The organism is Rhizobium laguerreae (assembly GCF_002008165.1).
Lineage (GTDB): Bacteria > Pseudomonadota > Alphaproteobacteria > Rhizobiales > Rhizobiaceae > Rhizobium > Rhizobium laguerreae.
In genome coordinates this window covers 47,814-74,616 of sequence record NZ_MRDM01000012.1, presented here as the reverse complement: position 1 = coordinate 74,616, position 26,803 = coordinate 47,814, and the positions used below count along the sequence as shown (strand labels likewise).

Here is a 26,803-nt window from a genome sequence, read left to right as displayed (position 1 = left end):
AGCTGACCGCACCAAGGATGCCACGGATATAAAAGCTCACGAACCTCCGTCCTGTGGGTGTTCTGTCGTCGTGTTGTACAACCGTTTCCGGCCGCACTCATCGCTCGGATACCAAAACCCCGCGGACTTTGCCGGGACGATCGCCGCAACGACTTCGGGCCGATTAACCACACAACGGTTTCGATCTCTGAGGATGAGGAAAGCGGTGAGATCCGCGAAACCCATCGCCGGTCCAATCTCAAGCCGTTCTTGGACGACCCGGATTGCTGGCTGGTTGCCTCGATCGAGGACTACGACGTCGAAACGGATAAGGCAAAGCCCGGGCCGATCTTCACCGATCGGGTCATCTCTCCTCCGGCACCACCCGTCATCGCCAGTGCTGGCGATGCGCTGGCTGTCGTCCTCAACGAACGCGGCCGCGTCGATCCCGAGCATATTGCCGAGTTGCTGCATCGCGACCCCAACGTTGTGATCGACGAACTCGGTGACGCCATCTTCCGCGATCCCGCTGATGGCTCCTGGCAGACATCTGACGCTTATTTCTCCGGCCCGGTCCGCACGAAGCTCATGGGTCGCCGAAGCGGCGGCGGCGCTCGATCCAGTATGCGAGCGCAATGTCCGAGCGCTGCAGGACGTCCAGCCTGCCGACCTCCGGCCGTCGGATATCACCGCCCGTCTCGGCGCGCCCTGGATTCCGGCTGGCACCTCCGAATGGGGCACGGCGCGCCGCCATGCGGTGAACTGCTGTCCGTGTCAGTGAAACAGATTTTGGAAGCAGTGCAGCATATGCATCGGTGCATTGCACAATAAATGCCTTCCATCTGATCAAAATATCGTCATAGTGCACACAACTGATGCACATGGCGGTCTCCTCCCAGTGCCGCCGCAACAGCTGTTCCCCTCTGGAGGTTTTTGACCTTCACACTTCATGGGCCTCGGTTCTTCCGACGGCCCATTTTTTTGTTCCCACTCAACCCGGATTCCGAGCTCTTACGTGGGAGCGAAAAAGGCAGGAAAAGAGGGAAAGGAAACCGGTCGCAGATCGGACTTCCCGTCGCTACTGTCGCTCAACCGCCGCCTGCTCATCCGGCCACTTGTCCTTCGCAAGGCTGTTAGCCCGGCTTGTCCTTCGCGGCAGGGCCGCTCGCCCGCAGTTGCGCCGGTCGGGCCGATTTGCGGTCCGGGAGTGTCTTCAGGAAAAAATGAAGACAGGAAGGACCGGCAGAAGGCCGCGTCCGCATCCCCGGAAAGGAACACTCCCATCCAACTCATGAAGGTCGATCCGCGTGCGCTGAAGGACAATCCCGACAATACGCGCCAGTCGAAGTCGACGCCCCAGGCCGACGCGTTGCTGCTTGCGACCATCAAGGCCGTCGGCGTCATCCAGCCGCCCGTCATTTTCGCCGAAGCCGGCGGCAACGGCTACGTCATCGAAGCCGGTCACCGGCGCACCCGCCTGGTCATCGCCGCCGCCATCGAGGAAATGGACGTTATCGTCGTCGAGGCGGCCAACGATAATGGCGCGATGCGTTTGATGATCGAAAACATCGCGCGCGAGCCCCTCAATCCGGTCGACCAATGGCGGGGCATCGCGCGCCTCGTTGCTCTCGGCTGGACCGAGGAAGCGATTGCGATCGCGCTGGCGTTGCCGGTTAGACAGAACAGATCCGCAAGCTTCGCCTGCTGGCCAATGTACTGCCGGCGGTGCTCGACATGCCGAACGAGCAGCAGCTGCGCACAATTTCCGCAGCGTCGCTCGATGAGCAGAAGGAAGTCTGGAAGGCCCACAAGCCGAAGAAGGGTGACACGGCGTCCTGGTGGGCGATCGGAAACGGCCTCACCAAGACCTGCATGTTTGCCCGCGATGCGAGTTTCGGCGACGATCTTCGCCAGGCCTATGGCATCGAGTGGGCGGAAGACCTGTTCGGACCAGCCGACGAGGATAACCGCTAACCGACGAACGTCGAAGCATTCCTCGGTGCGCAGCAGGAGTGGATGAGCAGCAATCTCCCGAAGAAGGGTGCCATCGTCGAGCTCAACAACTGGGGTCAGCCGCAATTGCCGCCGAAGGCGGAGCGCGTCTACGGCAAGCCCGGCAAGGGCGATTGCACCGCCATGTATCTCGATCGTGAGGGCAAGGTGCAGTCCGCCCATTTCCGGATGCCGGAGGCCAGACAAGCGAAAGGCAAAGGGCGATCCGACCGCGCCCGGTGTCGAGGACGGAAACGAGGCCATCGACGTTTCAGCCAAGATCCGGCCGGACGTGACCCGAAACGGCATCCGACATGATCGGCGATTTCCGCACCGACGCGCTGCACGAGGCGCTGGCGCAGGCCCCGATCGAGGACGATACGCTCATGGCAATGCTGGTGCGTGCGTTTGCTGGACAGAACGTCTCTGTCGACTCCGGCTCCGAAGCCTCCGGGCATCTCTATGGTCCAGGGGTTCGCCCGGCACGCTGCCCAGTTGATCGGCGAAAACGGCAAGCTGGAGGTCGATATCGACACGCTTCGTGTCGTGGCCAGGCCCTGTCGGCGCGCACCAATCGTTCGGACAGCGGCGTCGTTGTCCGCATTACCGGCGATGCCATCGGCGCCGACGCAGATCTTCCGAACATGGGCAAGGAAGAGTTCCTCGCGTGCCTCACCCGCCCGGCTTTGGAAGCGTGCTGCGGCGGCACGAGTGTCGTTCCCCGCCCGCGCGTCAGGGACACCCGCGCTGCCCTTGTCGAGCACTTCAAGGAAGAGCGCTTCGCGCATCAGTCTGCCCTCTTCGCTCCCGATGACGCGAAGCTGGCCGAGTGGCTTGCCAAAAGCATGGAGGATTGTAGCAAGGTCGACGAATTGCCCGCCGACGTGGGGGATCCTTCGTCCGGGCCGAAGACGAATCCGCGCCCGACTGCGGAGCGGATCGCCGAGGAAATTTCCTCGCTGCGCCCTCACTAAGAGAAAAATTCAATGGGTTGAGGAAAGGCCTGCTCCGATGGAGCCGGCACGTTCGTTGGTGCAAAATGATTATTGACTGTTCGGTTTAAAATGATGCATCACGATCATCTTGACGATATAGAGCCGTCAACTGTATAAAACCCGTCAGGAGATGATGTGTGCCTCAGTCTGTAGATGCAGGCCTCAAGGAGGCTGACTTTCTTGTCTCGGCACTCGAGAACGAGGGAGTCGAGTACATCTTCGGCGTCTCCGCCGAGGAAAGCTTTGACGCAGTCGAGTCGCTGCGCAACTCGAAGATCAAGCTGAGCGGGCGGCGGCCTTCATGGCTCGCCCCCTACGGCCGGCTCACCTGCCAGCGGGGCGTCGGCATCGCCGCGAGTATATATGCCGCAAATACGCTATCAGACGATCAGGCCAGCATGCGCTCTGTGATGCGATCGACCTATTTTGATGGCCTTGATTTCGAGCCAGTTCTTTTAAGCTCGGTAAGTTTCGAGAAGAAAGTTCACCCGCTTCAGTAGCGAGAACTTGAGGTACCCAGATGCTAACGCCCGGCGTCTTCCTGTCACGACGGGGACATCGGTACTCTCCCAAAAGAAGGATACTTTCAAATGGCACGTAACCGCACAAACCATTTCACACGAAGAGATCACCAGCGCGTATTGTCCAACAGATGGAACAAGCGCCGCCTTTCAATATTGGAGCAACTCAAGCTGATCCTTGGCGGGACGCGCTAATTCATGGAGCACGAAGCTGAATAAAAACGCTGCGGTGAACAACATGACTCTAGTTTAAATGGCGGCTCTCCAGCACGTCGATCAAAATGCAGGACTGGCTGCGCAGCGATCCGCTTTCCAACTTCTGGCTCAATGAGAATCTTGGAGTGATGAGATGACTAAGGCAATCCGCGACCTCGTTGCCAAATTCGGCAAGCTTCCTGGGTCGATCGACCAGGTCGCCGACGACGCCGATCTTTATGCGGCAGGTTTGACGTCCTTTGCTTCCGTGCAGTTGATGCTTGGCCTCGAAGAGGCCTTCGATATCGATTTTCCCGACAATCTCCTGAACCGCAAATCCTTCGCGAGCATCGCGGCGATCGCCAGGACCGTCGATCTCATCCGGGATAGCGGGAAGGTCGCCTGATGAATTTCCCCGTCAAGATCATGCAGGACGGTCTTGTCACAAGGGTGGCCCGCGTCGCCGAAATTGCGGCGAAACACGCGGATACCGTTGATGCCGAAGCCCGTTTCCCTCGGGAAGCCGTCGATGCGATGAAGGCCGAAAGGCTGCTCGGCATCCAGGTGCCGCGCCATCTCGGCGGCGAATCCGCCTCGATCACCGAGATCGCCGAATTGTGCTCGATGCTCGGCCAGGCCTGCGCCGCAAGCGCCATGGTCTTCGCCATGCACCACATCAAGCTGTCGAGCCTCGTTGAACACGGCGCCGACAGCGAATGGCATCGCGGTTTCATGCGCCGCATCGCCGCCGAGCAGCTGCTGATCGCATCCGCCACCACCGAAGGCGGTATCGGCGGAAATCTGCGCAACAGCATCTGTGCGGTCGAGGTCGATGGCGACACGTGCCGTCTCGAAAAGGATGCGACTGTCATTTCCTACGGCTCGCACGCCGACGCCATTCTCATCACCTCGCGTGCCCACGCGCAGGCGGCTTCCTCCGATCAGGTACTGACGGCCTTCCTCAAGGACCAGTACACGCTCGAGAAAACGCATGTCTGGAATACGCTCGGCATGCGCGGCACCTGTTCCGATGGCTTCCTGTTCAAGGGCGAAGCGCCGGCTTGCCAGATCCTGCCGAAGCCTTTCGCGGAGATCGCGGCGCAGTCCATGCTTGCCTCCTCGCACCTCTTGTGGAGTGGCGTCTGGTACGGCATCTCCGTCGACGCCGTTGTGCGCGCCCAGGCTTTCGTGCGCGCCGCAGCCCGTAAGGCGCCGGATGCCCAGCCGCCGGGCGCGCTGCGCCTCGCCGAGGTTTCGAACCTGCTGCAGATGGTGAAATCCAACGTGGTTGCCGGCCTCAAGGCCTATGAAGATGCCAAGGCCGATGCCGACAGGCTGTCCTCGATGGGATTTGCGGTGGCGATGAACAACGTCAAGATCGCCTCGTCCGAGATGATCCTGGAGATCGTCAACCATGCCATGCTGATCTGCGGCATCATGGGCTACAAGAACGGGACGCCCTTCAGCCTCGGACGCCACCTGCGCGACGCGCATTCCGCACAGCTCATGATTTCGAACGACCGCATCCTCGGCAACACGTCGAGCATGCTTCTTGTCCATAAGCAGGACACTAGCCTACTGGGGTGACAGTCATGGATATGCAGACCTCGTTTCTGGACCGGCTTTTCGAATCCGGTCTGCTGATCGATACCGGCATCGATGGGCTCTACGGCCGCAGCGGCATCGCCCCGGGTCGTTGCGGGCGAGATCAATGCCGGCTTCCAAAGCGCGAGCCTCTTTGCCAAGCTTCGCCGACTGCCGCCAGCGAGACTATTGTCGATCCTGATCCCTCTCCCAACGTGAGTCGGCGATGACGTAAATGCGAAACGTGTCTCTGGGTTACTATCGTAGTTCCATAAATGAGCGTTATCCAACTCGGGCTGACAATCGGGTCGACAGCTAGAACCCCATCAAGGCGATCAATGTTCACTAGCAAAGCAATCTGAGTCGGTCGCAGTGCGGACCGCCCCCGGCAGCGCAAACGGGCCGCTGATGTTCAAAGTCAAGATGGCTACAATTAGTGCGCGCTTCCTCCAGTTCTCATTGGTGAACGAGACAGATAACGTTGCGATGCCGGCCTAGGCGAGCAAAGAAAGACAAGGTTGACAGGCGCACTCCTTCTTCGATGAGGGTTCGGCAGTTCATGCGTGACGACGGTGGCGCCGATCGAGCGGGCCTTCGCCCGCGCGCGCCGGCAACGCCGGAGCTCTGGATGCGCTCCACAGACCGACGTCGGCGTTGCGGAAAATCTTTTAAGACTCCGACGATGCACAACAAGGAAGCTCGCCGATAAGTCCGCGCGACCACGTGCAACTTTTGATTCAGTACGGTTCGACTTCGCCAATGTGGCCTCACGCGGCTCAGCCCGCATTTGATTAGCCATATATTCTGCCCGGAACCGATGCGATGGATCTGATAGGAGCATGGCTATAGACGGGCAGTCCGGTAATCGTTATTCCGGACGTACCATCCCATCACCAAATCATCCCGTGGATTTTCCAAGGCCATTTATATTGAAAAAAGTGCAACGCAGTTTTGCCGTCGAGTACAAAACCGGCAGACGAAAACTCGATACCAGGTCGAACTCGATCTGGGGCAACGTGGACCTAAAGTCCGTCGCTCGCGACTTAGACGAAGAGGCAATGCCGTTTCTGCCGGATAGCTCTCAGAGTGGCAAATCCGACAGCGAAATTTCTTTACCAAATCCAGATAAGGCCGAGTCGTTGTTGACACCGCCTCTCGGGCCGTCGACAACTGCATCAGATACACAGGAGATAGGCATGGCCGACGAGACTGATACTGCAACCAGTGCCGATGCGCCGACCGTTGTCGAAACGCCAATTGCGCCGAAGAAACAGCGCAAACCCCGGGCCAAGAAAGCCGCGGCACTCGAAACCGCGTCAGCTGACACTACGGCAGAGCCAGCAGCTGCTCTGGCCGGCGCCGGTGGTGTGAAGAGGAGAGGGCGCAAGACAAAGGGGGTCGAAGCTGCGGCGAGTGCCAAACGCGCACCTGTGCGCCGAGCTCCAAAGGCCGTGCAGACAGCGCCGGCCGCACCGATGACGGCGATCGACGAGATGGCAGACCTTTTGCAGTTGGAAGAGGAAAACCAGCGGCTGCGGAAGCTTCTGGCTGAAAAACTTCGCGCTGAAAATGCCGATCTGCGCAAACGGCTCAAGCTCGACTGATATAAGCAGCCGGTCAACCGCCGGCCGCATTTCCATGGTTAGCAAGAGATACAATTTGGCAACGGTGAATGCTGTTGCCGGAACTAAAACTTGCAACCTGCTTGCGGGATAAAACGCGAGGTCGGATAGATGGCGTCTCCCTGGAAATTTCTTGCCCGACTGGTCTCACCGGGACGCGAACAAAAGCGAGAAAACGGCTCGACCGAGAAGGTTTCGCCGGAGGCGTTGCCTAGTTCTGGTTCGACTGAAACGCCTGTCGAGGACAGCCTGAATAGCGATGGTCGGCCGGCGGGCGAGGAGCTACCTCGTCACGGTCAACCCGGTGCAATTTCTCTCAAGCCTGTGCGTTCCGAAGGAGCTGAAAACGACGTCCAAGACAAGGTCGACGGCGAAGTCGCCAAAATCGTGGAGGGCGCTGATCCCGCTATATCCGGTGGTACTGGTATTGACTTCACCGCTGCACATGATGCCGCTAGGATCAAGCGAACGGCCGAGGTCAGACCGCGCGAGCAAAGGAGCCGCAGCAAGGAAGCGGTGGCGATTGCGAACGATCCCCAGGTTATCCACACTGCAAACGAGATGAGCCTCGATGACGAAATCAGGGTGCTCAGGGATCAGCTGGCCAGAAAGCTAACGTTGCAAAACGCGCAGTTGAGAAAAATGCTAGAGCGGTTTGAACGGTGAGCGTGGCGTGCTGTCTGCCCTTTTAAGCTTGTTGTACGTGAACAATCTCAGATTTGAATAGGGTGTCGCCGGTTCGAGTCCTTTCAAGGCGAGCATCCTTGACTTTCGCAATGGCGGCCGAAAAGATTGCTGAATGACGGCTTAGCGCGCCGCTGATTACGGTTGCCATCAGTTGGATCGACGCCACGGGCCCAAGCAGATTTGAATGCACGCACGGAAGTCACCTAGCTCTTCTTGACGGCAACGTTATCAAGGACCGCGCACAGGGTCTTCCCCAGCTTCTGCGCATCGTCATTTGCCTCCGCAAAGGAGGCGGTGCCGCGAGCGTCGGCACGGAAGCCATGCCTCCGCCCGCGACTACACTCCAAAAAGCAGGGCGCGCCACACGCGGGCGGTTTTAAAACGCAGCATGGATGACATTCCTTGCGTGTTTCGCGCCCTCACCGAAAGTCACCCTTCGCGAGTGTATCCGCAGGGTCGTACAAGCACTATCAATTGTCCACGCGCAGGGTCTGGTTCATGGCCGCATTGGTGCAGAAAACATCCTTACTGATGCCGGCGAGGATCCGGATTTCTTGCGGGTTTCGAATGGAGTCTCTGGCTGAATGCCCATCAACCGGAGTCGATGAACGCGCCTTGGGCGACGGCGCTCATGATCTGCAGAGCGGGGCGTATTCGTTCGATGGTGACTGGCGGGCACTGGGCCACATGGTTGATCGCCCGACCCACCGCCACTTCCCGCCGGGCGAATTCCGCCGTCACATGATCCGGAATATGCGCGCCGAAGCTCTCGCCGTCGCGGACTACGGCATCCGCCTGCGCCTTGCGGCCGGGGTTTTCGCGGATGGCGATGAACTCCATTTCCGGCGTGATGATACCGGCGCGCGCATAGGCAAACTGGGTGCCGGCCTCGCCATCCTTTGCGCGTAGCGGCCGGCGTAGCGTGGGAACTTCGGGCGTCAGCCTTTCGCCGCTGGCAAAGCCGTTGTCTTCGGGACGGACATGGCGGTCCTGATAGGCCTCGACGTCGCCGCGGGCGAGAACCCAGTCGCGTCGCAGTGAGGGCAGCCCCTGTTCGATACGGATCTCGGCGCCCTCGAGCGTATAGGGGCTGGAGGAGTCGTAGACCACAACGGGCGGCTCGCCTGATGTCGGATGTAGGCTGATTTCGCGCATCGGCACGCAAATGTCGGGATGGACGCCGCCCCGAATGTAGATCTTCCTGGATGCCGGCAAGGGGCCGGTGGTGTGGGTTGGGGTGGCTGCGATATTCATGGTTTGAGGTTCCAACTTTCGATTGGAGACCCAGTCCTCAGCCGGAATGATGAAAAGACGCCGGCACGGATTCCACGCGTGAATCCACTGCTTCGAGCGCTTGCACCGTCCCTACGCCAGTATGAACTGGATCAGGTTCAACGGGTCACTGCGCGCGATAGCAGTACCTCAGCCCCTTGATGGGACCCCCTGGTGAATGCAAAAAGCGTAGAGGTTTGCCGAGGGAACTGTCAAGCGACAATCTGCGATGGCTTGGGGTCAGGTTACACACAGGCTATCGTGCGTGGTCGCCGCGATCAAACGAATCGACAAGTCAATCGCCCGACCGGCACGCTTGTGCAAGCCGGACGCCTTTGTCCCATGCCGTGGCTTTCTATTTTATCCCGCGCAGTGCAGCAAGTGTACCGAGATACCGAAGCGCTATTGAGAAAGCAGGCGCGGAACTGGAAAGTCTAGGACCTTGTCCGTGTAACTTTCGACCAAGGCGCTAAACGGAGTGCCGTCTTGAAGTTTCAGTATGGCACGATGTTCGAGCAGGAACGGCGGCAGGCTAAGGGAACTTGTTTTATGCGTTATTAAGCCGTCCATGTCCCAGCCTTCGGATAGAGGGGACCAGAGCAACTTGGCAGACAGGTTTGTGCGAGTGAAATTGAGAGCCTGAACGGCTCTGCCAAACGCGATATCGCTGGTATTCAACGCCCGATTCATTTCTGCAGTTAATTTTGCAGGTACATACCAGTTGTCGGCTTCGGACAAGACGCGGTCGCCGCAGACCAGGCGGACGCGGCGATAAGCGATAAGCTCACCGGGTCCAACGGTCAGAAGTTCATGGATGTGCTCATCGGCCGGTTTGCCTTGCCTGTCCACACGCTGAGCCACGATCTTGGAACCTTTCGGTGCGAGCTTATGCGCGGCGCACCAGCGGTCAAGGGTCAACGTAGCACTAGCGTTACTCAGGAGATTGGCATTCAAGGTCTGGAGGACCGCAAGCGCTTCCACTCGAGATGCCGGGGTGTTCAGCCACTGAGATCCTATAGACGGCTCTTGCGCAATTGCGATCTGGGTGCCCAGCACGATGGCGGTCGCTGCAAGTGCGGCAATGCGAATGCATTTCGCAGAACATAATGACATGGAGAATGAAATCCTTTCTGCTGTATAATTGGGCGAACCTTGCGGGCCAAATATCCTTGATTTTCGCCCATGAGCGAGCGTTGCCAGGATATATGATAGCGGCAGCAGGATTTGAACTGCGGCTTGCGTGTACCGTATAGTGGTCAGGTTTCTGAAGTCTTTCTTACCATCTTTGGATGTTCCTGCCGTGCTGGTTCGCACCTGTTGAAACTTGTGTGTCCGAGCCGTCCTTTGGTTGCGTCGCATCCACGTCGTCCATAATATCCTCCATCCGTCCGGCGACCTGTTGTTAGAGTTTGCAAGCGTTGGCGACTGAGCCGGCGCTTCCATTCTGGAATATGAAGACCCGAGAGACGTGGATTTCAAATGAGGAACGTGGCGGCCAGCCCGAATTCTCCCAAGTCCATACTCATAACTCTCACTTTTAGCGCCTTTGTCGTCGCCCTCGCTCGTTGCGAGATGTTCATATAGCTGGATTGGATAAAATAGCTCGCAACCGAAAGCAAAATCCAGGAACCATTGTTGGAAAAAGGGCTTCTTCGACGACCCCGAGCCCTCCTGCCGGTCGAGTGGCAATTGCAGACCAGGCAGCGACACGCCGTCGATGGTTGCCAACCGCAGGCGCGAGTAGCCATGACGCTTGTCTGATTTCTTTTGGCGCTCCATGTCATAGTGCTCCTTGTGTAAGCCTGCCGACGATGATGCCGTCGCCGGCAAGATCTCAGCATTCGTCGGGAAAGAATTTCCGTTGCTACCGTAGCTCCTCAGGACACGACACTTCATGAAAATAACAAGCAGCGCAACAGTGTGTTGCGTATATTTTATAGTATATCTTTTCATATTTGACAGATGCGCCCACTTGTGGGAGAAAGCCGCGAGTTATAAAAATATTATTTCATATATTATTGTGTATTTCGCACTTCATAACTTGGCGCTTGGGGGAATAGGTCCCCAACCGCTACGCTAAACTCTTCCTGGTCGAAACGGTCATCGGGCGATACAAGGCCATCATAGGACGGCGCCTTCGGGCCAGGTCGCGGCCTGGTCAGCAGACCGAAGTCGCCATCGGTTGCGCCGTTCTCTACGGCATGCTTGACTGGGCACGGTCGAAAGCCGTCTGCCGCCATGCAGACACGGCGTGATCAGACGTTTCAAAGACCGGCAAGGGATATGACCCAGGTCGTCGTCGGCGGCGTTGACGCCACGCAGGACGCGCTTGCCGCCAGCAGGCGGGCGATCTCGACTTTGCCGTGTTCCAGGATGCCGCCGGCCAGGGCAAGGCATCGTTCGATGCCGCACTCACGCCTGCTAAGGGCGAAAAGGTCGAAAAGAAGGGCTACATTCCGTTTCAGCTCATCACGCCTGCCAACGTCAACGACTTGGTGAACTGAGGCGCGAATGCCGCGCAATGCGGGCTTGCTCACATCCTCTTTTGGGGCGCTCGAAGTTCCGCAAAACCCTTAGGGTGCCAAGACGATGAAGGGTCCTTGACCTCAGGTCGCGCTTGATCTCGACGCGCCGTTCTCCGGCGATTTCTTCAAGACGACGGCCGATCAACAGAGCCAGGAGATTTCACACAAGCTCTGGCCGAACCTGCGGCCCTTGAGCGTATCACGCCGAGGCAACTCTCGAATTGTTTGTCCGTCGCTCCCCGCTTGAGAACGATCAGTACATCACTCGCCACGAGCTTCCCACCGGCATGAACGCTCCTGCCAGATAGGAAGCTGTTTATCGGCCGTCGCGAGTTTGCGCCGCAGTTGGGAGCGGGTCACCTCTTGTCGGCTGCCATGCAAGGGTTGTCCGTCCTTCATCGCGTCAGACCTATACTCCGTCGCACAAACTGATAGAAAGAGCGCCCGCGGATTTCGAAGAAACTGTCCGTCGCCGGACGTGGTCGGCAGCGGTGGAACTAGAAAACGGATGCACGTTTTCCGGCCGCCAAAAGGAGCCTTAAACGACATGAACATGGTCTCGAACATTACGAAATCCCAAGTTGCCCCGTCCGTTGGTGCTCTGCTTGTAGAAGCTCGCCTAGCTCGCGGCTATTCGCTGGATGACGTTGCAGAAACCACTGGTCTGACTGTGGCAGAGGTGACAGCTCTGGAGAATGACGCGGATTTCGACGCGTCGAGGATCCGAAGGATCGCATCCGCTCTAGGTATTCTAGAAAAGATATGCGATGCGCCGCGCTGACATCGTTGAACAACTCCTTCCAAGGCTACACCTCTCCAAGGAAGATGGGTGCAGCAACTCACGGTCGCGCTTTAAGCGGACGCTGTTCAACTCCGGCGCATTAATCAAATACGGCTGGACGTGCTCGTCCAGCCGGCCGGGCCAGATCTTTTCCTGAGCGCCTGAAGTCTTACGCGGAGCCGCAAGCTTCGTCTTCACCGGATAGGGCTTCAGCATGGGGTGAATTCCAGCTGGTCGCTTCTCGACATCAAATTAGTCGGAATATGATTTTTAGAACGGGCGGATTGGGACCGCTCCTACGGCAAAATCCTACACACAAAAATCACCCCGACTCATTGCGGAAACTGATAGCGCTGTGACCACTTCACCACAGAGGAAACGGCTATGTCGAACCGCTCCGCCACCACCCGACAGTTCTGACCGGCTGCAACTGCAGCCACTACGCATTCACGAAGAACATTCGAATAAGGTCGCGTCACGGATGCTGGCCTCCATTCCAGCATCCATCATGAATCACAATACCGCAGATTGGGGAATCCCGACCAGATTCCGATAAGTAATGAACCGCTCTAGACTGTCATGGAAGCGTTCCTGTTAAATTCCAGACCGTCCCGCTGTCCATGCTTTGATTGAGCACCGAGATGGTGCCGTTGGCCGCTCCCCTTTGATTGGCGGCATCCGTCGTCTGTTGCACGGAATTGAAGATCATTGCAGCAGCGACCGTACCTCCACCCATCTGGACTTGGATGTTCGCATCACCCGCCGCGGTTCGCCCCTGCATGTCGACGCGGGCAACGCCCACGGTATGCAATGTGCCAGCCCCACGTCCTAGATCGGCGAAAGTGATTTGTGCAATGACAGCCTTACAGTCATTCTGCTGCCCACTGTTCGGGATAGCTCTTCCCCGGATTGCGTGGTTGGTGTTCGTCTTGGTCAACGGCATGATGAAACTCCTTCGTGCTTCCTGATGATGTATGCCTGCAGGGTGACGTCTTTCCCCAGATCGCCAACGAAACGCTTAGGTTCAGTTTTGCATCTTTAATCTCCAGATCGCCTCGAGCTCAGAAAGCCTTTGCCGTGCGTGAAGGATGATACGTCTTCGGCGCCGCTCCGACATCGACATCCTCGTCGCGGATGCCGGCGAGCACGTCCACTCCCTTTTGGAACTTGACGACATTTCGGCGATTTGCCAGTTCCGCGCTTTCCCGTCATAGATAGTGTTCCTTCATGAGTTCGAAGCAATGCGGTTATCCCGCACCGCGGACGCGGCGGCCGCTCCGCTGCCTCGCAATAGCCCTCAAGATTCGTGCCAAGTCGGCCGATTGAGCTGACGAACAATTATTCGCTGCTATCTCAAAGAGGTGGGCGGAAAATGCGGGATCGGGCGAAGAGGAATGCGTGTCGCGGAGCCGACAAAGGTGACGATGATGTCGTAAGTTGGACGTAAACGGTGTTGCCAGGCGACGTCTTCGAGCGGTTGTCTCACAGACTAGAAACATCTTCATGTGAAGTTTCGTAAATCTGGACAATAACTGATCTTATACCGTGGGCGTTTGCGCTGCCTCCCGCTCTTTGGGAACTACGGAATGTGTGGAGACGGCATGGCTGGGTTTTGGGAGCCTGTGCCGGCTTAATCGTGTTCGGCGGCATATTTGTCTGGTTTATGTTGTCCAGCAGTCAGTCCACAATATGAACTATGGAGCGCTAGGTGTTGTGCAAACGCTCCGTTTGCTGCTTGGACCACTTGCTGCCGCCATCGTTATCATCCAGAGGACAAGCTTGGCTGCTGGAGTTTTTCCTGGGGTAGCCGTTGGATTCTGCGTCTACGTCGCCACTGCCACTACTGGAATTGGCATCTACGGGGAGTGAAGCCCAAGTGGTTCTCTTCGGCTGCGGGTTCGACCTTTGCGGTATAAGCCCATGGTAACAGATAGTCGATAGCTCTGCTTGTGGCCATTGACGATAGCCTTGAGCGTGGCGGTCAGATAGGCGAGCGGATCGACAGAATTAAGCTTGCAGGTCTCAATCAGCGAGGCGATAATCGCCCAGTTCTCCGCACCTGCGTCATGACCCGCGAAGAGAGCATTTTTACGACTAAGCGCGGGACGTGAGTCATTGTGCACTCCTTCGTCAAGAGTATGTAAGCATTGGAAGTGTCTCCGTATCCGCAATGCGACACGGGCCAGCCTTTCGAGCTATCGCGGCTTGAACCGGCCGCGAAGTAAGATCGTAGGCTCGGAATTGATACGGCACACCGTACTGTTGAGCATGCAGCAGATTCGTCTTTATGAGATGGCGTATCCACGGTTGTCTCTCATTGGACCGCGTCGGCGGCTTTTACCGCTCGGAACGGAATTCAAGATTCGTGCAATGAACGATGATGGACGGCGATATGAGTCTGGCAGTTCTTGGGGCAGACGCGGGCGCACGCTCCGCAGCCGATACATCGGCCGGGATAATCAATGACCATGATCACGCGACTGAGCTCACCATTAAAGTCGTCTTCGCCATCGCAAACACCGAGCATGTCACCTGCCTCATCGATGCCGTGGGCATGCATGACCTCGCGTGAGCAAACCTTGAAGCAGCGACCGCAGCCGATGCACATCGCAGGGTTGATCGAATTCAGATATTCCGGCATCCATCGGGACCCGTCGCGAGTCACGGATGAGCTTGTCATAGATTCCTCCGATTTATCGTGTTCTGCCGATGACAAAGTGGCTGAGGAAGGCCCGCCAATTGTCAGACAAACGCGAGTTGGCAGCTGACTAACGCCGCAATCTTTACCCCAGTGCGGTCCTCCACCTTCGCTTCTGCATCTTCCGATCTTGTGATTTCGAACCCAGCGGATTCCACGAAGGTCCTCGAGTCGCATGTCGCGTCAAATCGTCTGACCGATTCAAGCTGCGCTGTCAGTCCCTTCATATCTTGTGTGGCGACGGCAATTCGCGAAGTGCCCACCTGCCGTTTCGTCCGCGTTGATGAAGTCCGCCATTGAAGAGCGAGACGCGACGAATTGATCTCATTATTGCGATTACCGCCTATCGGTTGAGGCAAGTGGGCCGGGGTTCGGAGGGTGGTTAGCCAGAATGATGTTCGCGAAGTCGAAGATCACGTCGCGGGTTCCCCGGTATAATACTGTAAGCTTGTGGCTGCCGAAGCGGTCGAAGATGGGGAAACCCACCCGCATCAGCGGAACACCGAGACGTCTGGCAGCTTCTCGGCCGTGCGAGTGTGTGACGATAAGATCGGCCATTGCGGCGAGACTTTCCAGATCACTGAGATCGCCGACTTTGACGGTTTTCGCCGGTACCATCTCGAGCGCCTTCGAAGTGCCGGTCGTGGTGACAGCGGCCGCAATTTCCGCACCCATGGTAGTAAAAAAGTTGGAGAGCTGGAAAAGTTGATCGGGTTCGGAAGCGATTGCGATCTTCTTGCCAGCCATATGGGAATGTCCGTCAAGCATGGCATCCTGCAACTGCATTCGGTTGCGGCGGACATTGAGCGGTGTCTGTTTGCGTGACATAGCGGCGAGCACGCGAATGAAGCGATCGACGTTTTCTAGTCCCGTCAGCGATCTAAACAGCACGTACGGCACGCCGGTCAGTCTCTGCAGCGCTTCAGCCGGTCGCCGCATATGCTCACCGATTGCGATACACTGCATCGTCGCACCGAGATCGCGGATCTCCTTCAATTTCGTGCCGCCATTCGTTATCGGCATCCATTCTTCGGGGATGGAGCCGTCGAGCGCTCCGGATACGTCGGGCAGAATAACCGGGTCGAGGCCGAAACTTACGGCCGTTTCGCGCAGATGTTCTATGTCAGCAACCGTTAAGTTCCAGCCAGGCAAGATCGCGATCTTCCTCGGATTGCGGTACTGCTTGTCAGGTCGCGCTATTGCCTCGATCACGGCGGTAACAGCTTTAGACCACCCCTCCTCTATGGCGCCGTCAAAGTCAGGCGTGTTGACGACTACCACTTCGGTGCCCACAAGTTCTATCCCCCGCCTGCGTTTGATATTTTCGACGTCACCGGCGACATCCTCGTCGCGGGCCTCTACCGATGCGGTCGTGCATATCCCGATCAGTCGTGGCCTTGTGCGGGTTTTGAGGCTGAGAATTGCCTCTTCGAGACGATCCGCGCCGCCGACGATTATCGCGGCTTCGTTCATCGCCGTGGTTTGCAGAGGGATCGCTTCATTGAAGTGCCTCACGAGCAGTGCGAGCGCGAAGCTCGTACATCCCTGGCTACCATGGAGCAGAGGTATTGCGCCGTCGACGCCCAGAAAGGCGAAGGCAGCACCAAGCGGCTGAGACGACTTCAGGGGGTTGACCGCCGCCGCCTTAGTTTGGGATACGACGCGTGCCATAGTACGACCTCAACATCTTTTTGCGAGTGATCTCGCGGGTTTGGTTCGACGCGCTTACGCTTCTCTTTTCGCTCGCTTTTCAGCGACCAAGGCCGGCTCCCATGGCGCCGGCTCGCGCACCTGCGGCCACATCGGATGCTGGATTGCCAGGTCAATTTGTCGAGCAAGTTGCACCATTCCCTCATAGCCAGCGTAAGCGTGATGACGCTCCTGGTTGATGTCGAGCCAGGGCATTTTTGCCTTTAGCGCTATATACTGGGTGCGTCCGCCCGATAGCATGATGTCAGCCTTTCTCTCGAGTAGAAGCGAGAAAAGCTCGCGCGGCGACATCGTCTCGAACAGAAGGTTCTCCTCCTTCAGGGTCTGTTTCACTCGCTCCCTATCTTCGAGCGTCGATTTCTTGACTGACGTGCCGACGATCTCCATGCCGATCTCCATCAAGGCATGGACGACCGACCAGGATTTCACGCCGCCTGTATTTAGAAGCACGCGCTTGCCCTCAAGGCGAGGTCGGTACGCTTCCAGCCTCTTCCACACCTTTTCCTCTTCTTCCGCTACAAGGATTTCCGCGCGATGCAAAAGCGAGGGGGCAGCACCCTTCTTTACAAGCAGATCGGCGATCCGCCGGAGCGCCTCCGAGGTGCCGGAGATGCCATAGAAGGAGCCCTCGAAAAACGGAATGTCCCAGCGTTCCTGCATCTTACGTGCCAACGTAACGAACGCTGTCGAACACACCGTCATCGCCGCGCGTGAGCGGTGGGCGGAGGCGACTTGCAGATATCGCGCGTCTCCGGGAATACAGGCACGGACGCGAATGCCGAGCTTATCCAAGAGCGGCTTCACCTGCCAGAACTCACCCGAGAGGTTAAATTCGCCGAGTATGTTGATGTCGCAAAGGCCCGGTTCATCGGGCTCCACGGTACCTATGACATGCTTGAGCAGCGCCTCGCCCGCTAGCTTGTTGCCGAGGTTTTTAGATCCGACAAAACCTGGCGCATCGACCGGCACCACTGGAAAGGCGAATTCGTCCGTCGCTCGCTTGCAAACAACGTCGATGTCGTCACCGATCATCGCTGTAACGCAGGTTGAATAGACAAAGATTGCCGCGGGCGCATACCCATCCTTGATTTCCCGGATCGCTTTAAAGAGCTTCCGTTCACTGTGTCCCATTATGATGTCGATTTCCGTAAGATCAGTCGTGAAGCTCGTGCGCCAAAGCGTTGGACCTGACGAGGCAGCGCCACGGTTGTCCCAGGAATTTCCCTCGCAGGCGAGTGGCCCGTGAATCAGATGTGCGACATCGGTGATCGGCTGCAGTGCGACCTTGGCGCCGTCGAAAGCGCAACCGCCGACGGCCGTTCCCGGGGCCATTGGCCTCGCGCAATTCCTTCGGCGCGCCTTAGGACCCTTGCTGCCGCTCCTTTCACTCGCTAGCTCGTGGAAGGCATCTTTGATTTTGGCGTTGAGCGAGGACATTCGTCTGCCTTCATATCTGGTTGAGAGATAGGCCGCCTGGCCGACCGCCGCTCCTAGCGAGTGAGGTCATACGAATAATCTGTCACACCCGCGTGCATTGTTTCGCGATCGAGGTTGTCGAAGATCTTGTCGAGGATCGACGTTAGAAGACGCAGTCCGCCTTGGTAGCCCATGAGGGGGAATCGATGATGATGGTGCCGGTCGAAAATTGGAAACATCAGCCGAACCAGTGGGGTACCGGTGTCCCGTTCAAGATACTTCCCATAAGAATTTCCGATCAGGAGATCCACCGGCTCTGTGAACAGTAGCGAGCGCAGTGCCCAGAGATCTTTGCCTGGCCAGACCTGTGCATTCTTCCCGAAGGGCGAGGATGCGAGGAGTTCCTTCATCTCGTCCTCCCAAGCTGAGGTGCCATTTGTGGCGAGGCAGTGGGTTGGCTCGCCGCCGGTCTCCATGATGAAGCGCGCCATCGCATAGACGAAATCTGGATCGCCATAGATCGCGTATTTCTTTCCGTATAGCCAAGCTTGGCTGTCCGCCATCGCATCGATGAGTCGGCCGCGCTCCAGACGGATCGCCTCGGGAATCTCTCTGCTGGAAATTTCCGATATCACCATCAGAAGTTCGTCGGTAGCTTCGACGCCGAGAGGGTAGTGGAAGGAGGTCGCCGCTTGTCCAACGTCTCTGCAGTAATCTAACGTCTTGCGAGTGTTGTAATATTGCAGGGACAATGTCCACTCCGCGTTCAACGCCGCCTTCACGTCATTGATGCTGGTCCCGCCGTCATACATCCGAAATTTGCCATCGGAAGGCGTATCGAACTGATCTGATGCGTCCTGGATGAACATGTAAGTCACTTGCATCAGGTCGAGCAGGCGTTTTAGTTCGCGATTGTTCCCAACGCAGAAGCCATCAAATCCAGGAATGATGTTGATAGTAGCGGTGGCTTCATTTCGCGCGGTGCCCTTCCAGAAATTCTCCAGCACACCTTTTACCATGCTGTCATAGCCATCGACATGGCTGCCGACAAAGGCAGGTGTGTGGGCGAAGGGGACATCGAAATCTCGCGGGACAGAACCTTCACTTTTGGCGTTTTCGATAAAACCATGCAGGTCATCTCCGATGACCTCGGCCATACATGTGGTCGATACCGCGATCATGTTCGGGTTATAGAGCTTGTACGTGTTGGCGAGGCCGTCGACCATATTCTTCAGGCCACCAAATACAGCGGCGTCTTCTGTCATTGATGACGAGACCACCGATGACGGCTCCTTGAAATGGCGCGATAGGTGCGACCTGTAGTAGGCAACGCAACCTTGGCTGCCATGGACGAACGACATCGTTCGTTCGAATCCCGCCGCTGCGAAAACCGCGCCGAGTGGCTGGCAGGCTTTGGCTGGATTAACGACAAGGGCTTTACGGGCCAAGTTTTTCTCGCGGTATTCCCAAGTCTTCGTGAATTCGCGCTGGTCTGACACGACCTTTTCCGGGTGTGGGCGTTCGAAGTTCAGCTTTTTCTCGGCCAACATTTGCCTGTATTCCGGCTCGCAGAACAAAGGCGCATGGTCGAGAGCTTTCTCAGCTGATTGCGGCATAGGGTCACCTCTTTCGGTCTGGCTGCGACGACATGGTGGCGATCAGAGACCTTCGGCGCGTAAGGCCTCCCGCATTTTTCTTCGAGAATATTAGGTCCTCATGCTACTGCCATCCGCCGAGGCGCGGTCATTCTTCCACGGCGCGTCGTAAAGACCCCAAACGGGATTGTTGATGGCCATGTCCATGTCTCGGGCGAAAATCGAAAAGCCGTCATAACCGTGATACGGACCAGAATAGTCCCATGAGTGCATCTGACGGAATGGAATGCCCATTTTCTGCACCGGGTATTTTTCTTTAACGCCGGACCCGACGAGATCGGGCCGAATTCCCTCAATGAATTTCTCAAGTTCATAGCCAGTCACATCGTCGTAGATCAGCGTGCCTTCTTTTACATAATGGCCAGTGCGCTGATAGTCGTCGCCGTGACCGAATTCGTAGCCGGTTCCTACGATTTCCATCCCGAGGTCCTCATAGGCGGTGACGACGTGACGAGGACGCAATCCCCCGACGTAGAGCATCACCCGTTTGCCGGAAAGGCGCTGCCAGTATTTGTCGATTACGGCCCAAACGAGGGGTTGGTATTTGGCTATGACCTTTTCGGCTTTTTCTTGGATCTCCGGCCCGAAGTGCTTGGCTATGTCGCGCAGCGAGGCATCGATTTGGGAGTGTCCAAAGAAATTGTACTCCATCCAAGGGATGCCATATTTTTCCTCCATGTGCCTGGAGATGTAATTCATCGACCGATAGCAGTGAATGAGGTTGAGTGCCGCTCTCGGCGCGCGCTCCACTTCGGCGAGAGTTGCATCTCCGGACCAGTTGCCGACCACGCGCAATCCGATCTCCTCGAGCAGGATGCGCGAGGCCCATGCGTCGCCGCCAATGTTATAGTCGCCTATGACATTTACGTCGTAGGGACCTGGATCGAATTTTATGTCTTTCTTGTCGAAGACCCAATCTCGAATTGCGTCGTTGGCGATGTGGTGGCCAAGCGATTGCGACACGCCACGGAAGCCTTCGCAGCGTACCGGCACGACGGTCGTCGCGTGTTCTTTGGCCTTTTTTCGAGCTACGGCCTCGATATCGTCGCCAATCAGGCCGATCGGACATTCTGATTGCAGGGTGACGCCATTGCTTAGCGGGAAAAGTTCAGCGATCTCATCGATGACATTTTCCAGTTTCTTGTCACCGCCGAAAACGATGTCCTTCTCCTGGAAATCGGAGGTAAATTGCATCGTCACGAAAGTGTCGATGCCTGTCAGACCGACGTAATAGTTGCGACGTTGCGACCAGGAGTATTGACCACAGCCGACCGGCCCGTGTGAAATGTGAACCATATCCTTGATTGGTCCCCAGACGACACCTTTTGAACCGGCGTAAGCGCAGCCGCGGATCGTCATCACGCCTGGAACAGACTTGATATTCGACTTTACCTCGCATTCGCTAATCGCGTTTGGGTCCTCGCCGGCGTCCTTTTCGCTCGTTGCCAGGCTAAGGTGTTTACTTCGGCGCTTCGCTGCTTTGTCCGGATATTGCGACAGCACATCCGCTATAAGCTTCGCATGTAAATCACTGTCATTGGCGTATTTGAAGGTCATTAACCCAACCCCTTGGAAAATCCGGCTGAAGCCACATCGGCGAAACCTCCCTCACGGGATGGCGGGTGCTTTGCGTGTCGCTGCGCGCTCGTGTCAGTGTGATCACTGGGCAGCTTTCAACTTGGCATCCCTGGCTTGAAGTTCGGCAAGCATCTGCTCGTCGGTCTTCATGATCCCGAAATCGAGAAGCATGTCCTCAAGCTCTTCCATGGTGATGGGGGTCGGGATGGTGCCTTTGCCAGAATTGTCATGTATTCTCTGGGCAAGTGTTCGGTACTCGGCCGCTTGCTGAGAGTCCGGCGCATATTGGATCACCGTCATCTTTCTAAGCTCGGCGTGTTGGACAATGTTGTCGCGTGGCACGAAATGGATGAGCTTAGAATTGAGTTTGGCAGCCAGCGCTTCGGCGAGGTCGAGTTCGCGATCGGTTTGACGCTCGTTACAAATGAGGCCGCCCAGGCGTACGCTGCCGCCTGCAGCATATTTCAGGATGCCCCTGGCGATATTGTTGGCGGCATAGAGCGCCATCATCTCGCCGGACATGACGATATAAATTTCCTGAGCTTTGTTTTCACGGATCGGCATCGCGAAGCCGCCGCACACAACGTCACCGAGCACGTCATAAGACACGTAGTCGACATCGTTGTAGGCGCCGTTCTCCTCGAGAAAGTTGATCGACGTGATAACGCCGCGTCCCGCGCAGCCGACGCCTGGCTCCGGGCCGCCAGACTCCACGCATTTGATACCTTTATAGCCTACCTTGAGCACGTCTTCGAGTTCAAGATCTTCAACCGAACCTCTCGTTGCAGCGAGATCAAGAACCGTATCCTGGGCCTTCGAGTTCAAGATCAGGCGCGTAGAATCGGCCTTAGGGTCACAGCCGACGATGAGGATCTTCTGCCCATGGTCCACAAGGGCGGCTAGCGTGTTTTGGGATGTAGTGGACTTGCCAATGCCGCCCTTTCCATAGAATGCGATCTGACGCAGAGCTGCCATGTTTGGCGTTCCTTCATGTGTTCGAGGCAATGCGGTTATCCCGCAACGTGGATGCGGAGGCCGTTCCGCTGCCTCGCTATAGCTCACAAGATTCGTGCCAAGCAGGCCGATAGAGATGACGAACAATAATTTACTGCGATTCCAGTTATGTGGGCGCAAAGATGCGGGATTGAGAACAGGAACGCTTGTCACGTAACCGACAAAGGTGATGACAATGTCGAATATCTGACCAGCCGACAGGATGTCTCATTTATCCATGTGTAGCTTCTAGGACCATTGTTCGAACAGCCTGTATCCCATCACCAGACCAGCAGTAACGAATTCTGATCACTTGCCGCAAAGGGCTGTTTCCGGCGATGATCAAGCGCCATGTCACTCGACTACGCCACGGCTAGCGATCCACTTCACGAGGAAGACGTCATTGACGCGGCGTCTGGGCGCGAGCGATGGCAAATGTTCATATAAGTCTCGCTCCAGAAGCACGACATTTCAAAGTGGCAGCGAACCCATCGGCCTCGTTCCGCGGCGATGCACGGGTTACCAGTTGCAGGCGTGTTGAAGTCCCCGCTGCGATAGCGGGTGATCTCCTTCAAGTTCCGTCAATTCGCCGAAGCATGTGTTCAACGTTAATCGCGTGGAAGATAAAGCCGAGATCGCTAAGCGGAGAATCGTATCGGATGTCGTCTATTGTGGCGATCAGGCGGTCAGCATCGATCAGTCCCCTTCATGCAGCAGGCAACGACGGGATAATTGATTAGTGATCTCGCTAGCACCGATAATCAGCGAGCCGGTCAGATAGTGTTCGAAATTTTCTCTTATAGAAACTCCGAAGAACCGTTTGGGATATCCAAGCCGTTCCAACATCCGGCGATGCAGCGCCTTTTCGTGCCTCCAGGCTAAAGGCAAACTCCGATAAAATCGTACGGCTTCTGGCTGGGCGAATGGGCTAATTGGCCATATGCCATGGCTCGCAAACAAAGGAGCCCGCGCGGCGTGTGCCTCCAGTACCGAGATCGGCAGAATAGGAAAGGGTGCTCGATCGCAGCTTACTGCATAGTCGGGCAATCAGTTTTTGAGTACCAGTGTCATGGCGGAGGGAAGGATCGCAGGAAGGAATGCATCGCTAATATTACGAGCGAATTGCTCGTGATTTTGCTCGAAAGCATGGGCCATTAGCAATTCATCATCGCCTGTACCAGTTGCGACCGCCCGTGGGGCTGAGGCAGTTGCGAGCGACTTCAATAGTTGATGGAGAGGCCGCTGCAGATCGGCATTGTAGGGCGCGGGGACGTAGTCGCTACTCACCTCGAACCCACACGGAACCATTGGTACCGTGTCAACACGCAGCGTTTGGTCGTGGAAGCCAAAGTGCTCGATTGCTATTTCGCGCCGCGAAGTCTGTTGACTTCGAGCTGGCCCCTCGACCTCCAAGGCATAGGTTTGCAGGGCGTCAGGATGCTGCCCCGCCAAAATGGCGGCAACGACTGCCGAATCCAATCCTCCGCTGAATTCGCTAGCCGTGAGGGCCGGCGTGAGGGGCCAGCGACGCAGCAGGGTGTCGATCAAACGGCATGCTGCGGCTGCAACATCGGCCTCATCCACAAGCGGAGTCGGGATGAAATACGGTGCCGGAGGGGGATATTTCGTCTCGATGGCTCCCGTCCTGCTGATGCAAAGTGACGCGCGCTCCGTCAGCATGAAAACACAGCGAAACATCGTGGTTGTTGCATAGGGGAGCGTCCCCACAAGACGCAGGCCGGTTCGATCCGTGTCGACGTCGGGGAGAGTCATGCCCGAATAAAAGTCCGCTATCGACCAGGAGAGCTCGATGCGCTCGCCGCTGACCTTCAGATAAAGTGGCGCAACACCTCCATGTCCGGCGCTGAAGGTCACCGTGCCGGAATGGCGATTGATCGAAATTGTCTGATAGTCCAATGGCCATTGCCCAAAAGCACAGAAATCCTGCGCTCGTTCTATCGGCCAATCCCTGAGTGCCACAAGGTGCCCATTCGCTTCGGCAGAACGCTCGCGGCAGATCAGGATGATTTGATCACTGGTGTCCCACCGGAAGCTTTCGAGCAAAGGATGGTCTAGGATCTTGATAGAGATGTTGGGGTAGGGCGGGTACATCGGGGGTTCAGCCACGTACGAGATGACCTCGGTCAATCGTTCCCTTGAACATGGTGATCGCTTAGTTGATGAAAATCTAAAGGGCCAGTGACCGCCGCCTTGGCGACGGTCACACGGATGAAACTTAAACGTCCAGTTTGTCCATGTCGCCTGGCTTGCCCCCCTTGATCATGGCAGCAATTTCTGCGGTCGAAGGGGTCGGTCCGACGCGCGGCGCCTTGGCAAACACGCTCAACTCGCTACCGATGAGATTAACGGGCTTGCGGCTAGTTGTCGTTTCCATGTTATGACTCTCCGTTGGTTGCTCTCCTCGCCGTCCCCCTAAAGGGATGCCAATTACGCGAGTGACTGAGGTACACTGACTGTCCCATGCCGTTCTAGGGTGGCATAGGCTGCGGAATCATTAGGCTGCAATCGATCCGGGCGGCTACGTGACTGGCTCTCTGACCTAAGCATTGATTGCGATGTAGCACCGCTTGTGCAAAAGAATTCCGGGCGGGGACTTGTGCGCTTCTGAGCCGGACTGGCGGCGAACTGGTGACCAAAAATTCCTGAGCCGTAAGGTTCAAACATCGAGCGGAATTTCCTATGCTAGCTAGTTGCCCTCACGTCTGCGGGGCGGACGATGGGATGACTTCGAGTGGCACGACTAATTCGTTTTCGAAAATGCTGGGCTCTGAGAGGATGTGTGTTTGCCACCCGTTGGCGCGCAAGGAGTTTATCAGCTTTGGGTGCGTCTCGCCGATGAGCGAGGTGATGCCGGCAACGCGGCAAAACTCCATCAACCCGATCATCAAAACCCGCGATACTCGAACCCCGTCAATCCTTTCGTCACCGCTTGCAACCGCCCACCGCGTCCATTCGAAAACGTCGTGCGACCTTGGCCACTTTTGGCCCCGCATGATTTGCGGGTAGACGCTTGAAAGAAGATGCGGCTGCACCGTAGGAAGGAGCCGAGAATACCCGATCACCGCATCGTTCTTGAGAACGCTAAAATGAATAGCGCAATCGTGATCAAACTGATCTATTTCCCGTCTGTCACTCTTGCGTAATGCCTGCCATCCACGTCGTTCCACAAATTGCTGGTGTCGAAACCGCCAGATTTTCTCCATGATTACGGCGTTAGCCCGAGAGTCCCCAATGCAAATCTTCATCATCGCTCCCTGACCCCCGGAGATCACTATGCGCGATCTTTCTGTCCTTGAAAATGAGTAGAAATACTCATTTCTGAGCTAGGCCGTAGTGACGATTTAATGTCTTGGGATTCCCAAGGGCAAGCAAATCAGATTCAACGCTGACTTTTGGAGGTCAGTGATGGATTGCGATGCCCTTCGGGATGATCAATGGGAACGGATCAGAGGTTTTGTGCCGGGACGGACCAAGGGCAAACGCGGTCCGCGCACGAACAATCGATTGTTTCTGGACGCGCTTTTGTGGATGGCCCGTTCCGGCAGCCGCTGGCGCGACCTGCCCGAGCGACTGGGCGACTACCGCTCGGTGAAACGGCGTTACTACCGCTGGATCGAAATGGGTGTGCTCGATGAGATGCTGGCGATGCTTGCCCGAGAAGCAGACCTGGAATGGCTGATGATCGACAGCACCATCGTGCGGGCACACCAGCATGCGGCAGGGGCGCGTAAGGTCAAAGGGGGGCGGATGCCCAGGGCCTGGGCCGGTCTCGGGGCGGATTAAGCACCAAAATCCATGCCGCGACGGAGGCGCTCGGGCTTCCGGTTCGTCTGATCGCATCTCCCGGACAGCGTAACGACATCGCCTTTGCTCACGATCTCGTCGATGGCATCCAGGCTGCCGCTACGATTGCCGACAAGGGCTATGATGCCGATCATTTGTGCGACAAGATCACTGAAACCGGTGCTGACGTCGTCATCCCGCCGAAACGCAACCGCAAGCTCCAGCGCCCCTATGACGCCGATCTCTACAAGGAGCGAAACCGTATCGAACGCTTCTTCAACAAGCTCAAACAGTTCAGACGCGTCGCAACCCGATATGACAAGCTGCTCGCAAACTTCATGGGCTTCGTTAAACTCGCCGCTATCGCTATTTGGCTCAAATAGTTAAATCGTCACTACGGCCTAGGTCGCGGATGATTAACGTCGTTCGTCGCGCTACCATGGTTTGAAATCAAACAATCCCCCGCGGCATGGGAAATGGCGGTAACGGAAAGATCGCCAAAACGGGCTTAAGAATGCCATCATCTCGTACCGCTAGAGTAAATTTGCAGAGCATACGGTGTGCGTCAAAGACGCCAGGGGCTCGATCAAGCCGCCTCTCAGGCCGCTTTTCGTTGATGGGATCACGTTAGAAAGCCATCTCGGCCGGTGCTTATCTGCTACCGACCAAATAGACTTCGGCCGCTCTTACCGTCCCGGGTTTCGGGGGCATGCCTATGGGTTAATCGTGGTCTGTCAGGGAGTAAATCTACTCATTTACGTCACCCGGAAATGATTATAGCTGAATTGGTGTCTCC

At 56.8% G+C, this 26,803-nt stretch carries 18 protein-coding genes, 7 pseudogenes and 1 riboswitch; of the genes and pseudogenes, 11 read left to right on the top strand and 14 right to left on the bottom strand.

Annotated elements, in window-relative coordinates; genetic code table 11:
* Positions 1-150 precede the first annotated feature (150 nt).
* The 7 genes and pseudogenes from BS630_RS37985 to BS630_RS15280 all read left to right on the top strand — a co-directional run.
* Positions 151-736, top strand: a pseudogene (locus BS630_RS37985) (lactate dehydrogenase); the annotation flags it as partial.
* A gap of 525 nt (positions 737-1,261) precedes the next feature.
* Positions 1,262-2,945 (top strand): annotated as a pseudogene (locus BS630_RS15310) (ParB N-terminal domain-containing protein).
* Positions 2,946-3,103: 158 nt separating this feature from the next.
* The gene (locus BS630_RS15305; protein ID WP_028744172.1) at positions 3,104-3,466 is read left to right on the top strand and encodes a hypothetical protein; all 363 of its coding nucleotides are present in this window, start codon (positions 3,104-3,106) and stop codon (positions 3,464-3,466) included.
* A 370-nt stretch (positions 3,467-3,836) separates the two neighbouring features.
* Positions 3,837-4,088, top strand: a complete 252-nt coding sequence (locus tag BS630_RS15300; RefSeq protein WP_011654188.1) for an acyl carrier protein — start codon at positions 3,837-3,839, stop codon at positions 4,086-4,088.
* Entirely contained in the window at positions 4,088-5,269 is a 1,182-nt protein-coding gene (locus BS630_RS15295; RefSeq protein WP_011654189.1) for an acyl-CoA dehydrogenase family protein, read from the top strand. Before BS630_RS15300 ends, BS630_RS15295 begins: the two co-directional genes overlap by 1 nt.
* 926 nt (positions 5,270-6,195) lie before the next feature.
* Positions 6,196-6,870, top strand: a complete 675-nt coding sequence (locus BS630_RS15285) for a transcriptional regulator (RefSeq protein ID WP_077978097.1) — start codon at positions 6,196-6,198, stop codon at positions 6,868-6,870.
* 129 nt (positions 6,871-6,999) lie between these two features.
* Entirely contained in the window at positions 7,000-7,554 is a 555-nt protein-coding gene (locus BS630_RS15280) for a hypothetical protein (RefSeq protein WP_011654191.1), read from the top strand.
* Between the two features lie 714 nt (positions 7,555-8,268).
* On the opposite strand, the pseudogene BS630_RS15275 reads toward BS630_RS15280, so the two are convergent.
* Both BS630_RS15275 and BS630_RS15270 read right to left on the bottom strand, forming a co-directional pair.
* Positions 8,269-8,829: pseudogene (locus BS630_RS15275) on the bottom strand (hypothetical protein); the annotation flags it as partial.
* Positions 8,830-8,919: 90 nt separating this feature from the next.
* Positions 8,920-9,030, bottom strand: a riboswitch (TPP riboswitch).
* A gap of 219 nt (positions 9,031-9,249) precedes the next feature.
* Entirely contained in the window at positions 9,250-9,960 is a 711-nt protein-coding gene (locus BS630_RS15270) for a hypothetical protein (protein WP_026264770.1), read from the bottom strand.
* 947 nt (positions 9,961-10,907) lie between these two features.
* Here BS630_RS15270 and BS630_RS36520 point away from each other — a divergent pair.
* The 3 genes and pseudogenes from BS630_RS36520 to BS630_RS15255 form a co-directional block, all read left to right on the top strand.
* Positions 10,908-11,102, top strand: a pseudogene (locus BS630_RS36520) (IS5/IS1182 family transposase); the annotation flags it as partial.
* A 22-nt stretch (positions 11,103-11,124) separates the two neighbouring features.
* Positions 11,125-11,351, top strand: a pseudogene (locus BS630_RS15260) (rhizopine-binding protein); the annotation flags it as partial.
* Positions 11,352-11,919: 568 nt separating this feature from the next.
* Positions 11,920-12,153 (top strand): helix-turn-helix domain-containing protein, encoded by a 234-nt coding sequence (locus BS630_RS15255; protein ID WP_011654195.1) that lies wholly within the window; start codon positions 11,920-11,922, stop codon positions 12,151-12,153.
* 344 nt (positions 12,154-12,497) lie between these two features.
* Here BS630_RS15255 and BS630_RS36515 read toward each other — a convergent pair.
* The 12 genes and pseudogenes from BS630_RS36515 to BS630_RS15190 all read right to left on the bottom strand — a co-directional run.
* Positions 12,498-12,632: pseudogene (locus BS630_RS36515) on the bottom strand (helix-turn-helix domain-containing protein); the annotation flags it as partial.
* A 98-nt stretch (positions 12,633-12,730) separates the two neighbouring features.
* Positions 12,731-13,096 carry a hypothetical protein gene (locus BS630_RS15250; protein ID WP_011654198.1) on the bottom strand — a complete coding sequence of 122 codons (366 nt, stop codon included), beginning with the start codon at positions 13,094-13,096 and terminating at the stop codon, positions 12,731-12,733.
* Positions 13,097-13,993: 897 nt separating this feature from the next.
* A pseudogene (locus tag BS630_RS15240) lies at positions 13,994-14,261 on the bottom strand (transposase domain-containing protein); the annotation flags it as partial.
* A gap of 248 nt (positions 14,262-14,509) precedes the next feature.
* Entirely contained in the window at positions 14,510-14,833 is a 324-nt protein-coding gene (gene fdxB / locus BS630_RS15230) for a ferredoxin III, nif-specific (RefSeq protein WP_011654200.1), read from the bottom strand.
* A 354-nt stretch (positions 14,834-15,187) separates the two neighbouring features.
* Positions 15,188-16,522 carry a nitrogenase iron-molybdenum cofactor biosynthesis protein NifN gene (gene nifN / locus BS630_RS15220; protein WP_077978096.1) on the bottom strand — a complete coding sequence of 445 codons (1,335 nt, stop codon included), beginning with the start codon at positions 16,520-16,522 and terminating at the stop codon, positions 15,188-15,190.
* Positions 16,523-16,576: 54 nt separating this feature from the next.
* Complete coding sequence (gene nifE / locus BS630_RS15215) at positions 16,577-17,998, bottom strand: nitrogenase iron-molybdenum cofactor biosynthesis protein NifE (RefSeq protein ID WP_011654202.1); 1,422 nt, start codon at positions 17,996-17,998, stop codon at positions 16,577-16,579.
* 53 nt (positions 17,999-18,051) lie between these two features.
* Positions 18,052-19,593 carry a nitrogenase molybdenum-iron protein subunit beta gene (gene nifK / locus BS630_RS15210; RefSeq protein WP_011654203.1) on the bottom strand — a complete coding sequence of 514 codons (1,542 nt, stop codon included), beginning with the start codon at positions 19,591-19,593 and terminating at the stop codon, positions 18,052-18,054.
* Positions 19,594-19,683: 90 nt separating this feature from the next.
* Complete coding sequence (nifD, locus tag BS630_RS15205; protein ID WP_011654204.1) at positions 19,684-21,189, bottom strand: nitrogenase molybdenum-iron protein alpha chain; 1,506 nt, start codon at positions 21,187-21,189, stop codon at positions 19,684-19,686.
* A gap of 102 nt (positions 21,190-21,291) precedes the next feature.
* Positions 21,292-22,185 carry a nitrogenase iron protein gene (gene nifH, locus BS630_RS15200; RefSeq protein ID WP_011654205.1) on the bottom strand — a complete coding sequence of 298 codons (894 nt, stop codon included), beginning with the start codon at positions 22,183-22,185 and terminating at the stop codon, positions 21,292-21,294.
* Positions 22,186-23,250: 1,065 nt separating this feature from the next.
* Positions 23,251-24,351: an asparagine synthase-related protein gene (locus BS630_RS15195; protein ID WP_245310408.1), complete on the bottom strand. Its 1,101-nt coding sequence runs from the start codon at positions 24,349-24,351 to the stop codon at positions 23,251-23,253.
* An 88-nt stretch (positions 24,352-24,439) separates the two neighbouring features.
* Positions 24,440-24,598, bottom strand: a complete 159-nt coding sequence (locus tag BS630_RS37360) for a hypothetical protein (RefSeq protein ID WP_020048084.1) — start codon at positions 24,596-24,598, stop codon at positions 24,440-24,442.
* 322 nt (positions 24,599-24,920) lie between these two features.
* Positions 24,921-25,472, bottom strand: coding sequence for an acyl-homoserine-lactone synthase (locus BS630_RS15190; protein ID WP_011654208.1), 552 nt, complete (start codon positions 25,470-25,472; stop codon positions 24,921-24,923).
* A 157-nt stretch (positions 25,473-25,629) separates the two neighbouring features.
* Between BS630_RS15190 and BS630_RS15185 the strand changes: the two genes are divergently transcribed.
* A protein-coding gene (locus BS630_RS15185; protein ID WP_122330915.1) for an IS5 family transposase occupies positions 25,630-26,390 on the top strand; the annotation gives its coding sequence in 2 pieces (ribosomal slippage) (positions 25,630-25,969 and positions 25,969-26,390; 762 coding nt in all).
* Positions 26,391-26,803: the final 413 nt, after the last annotated feature.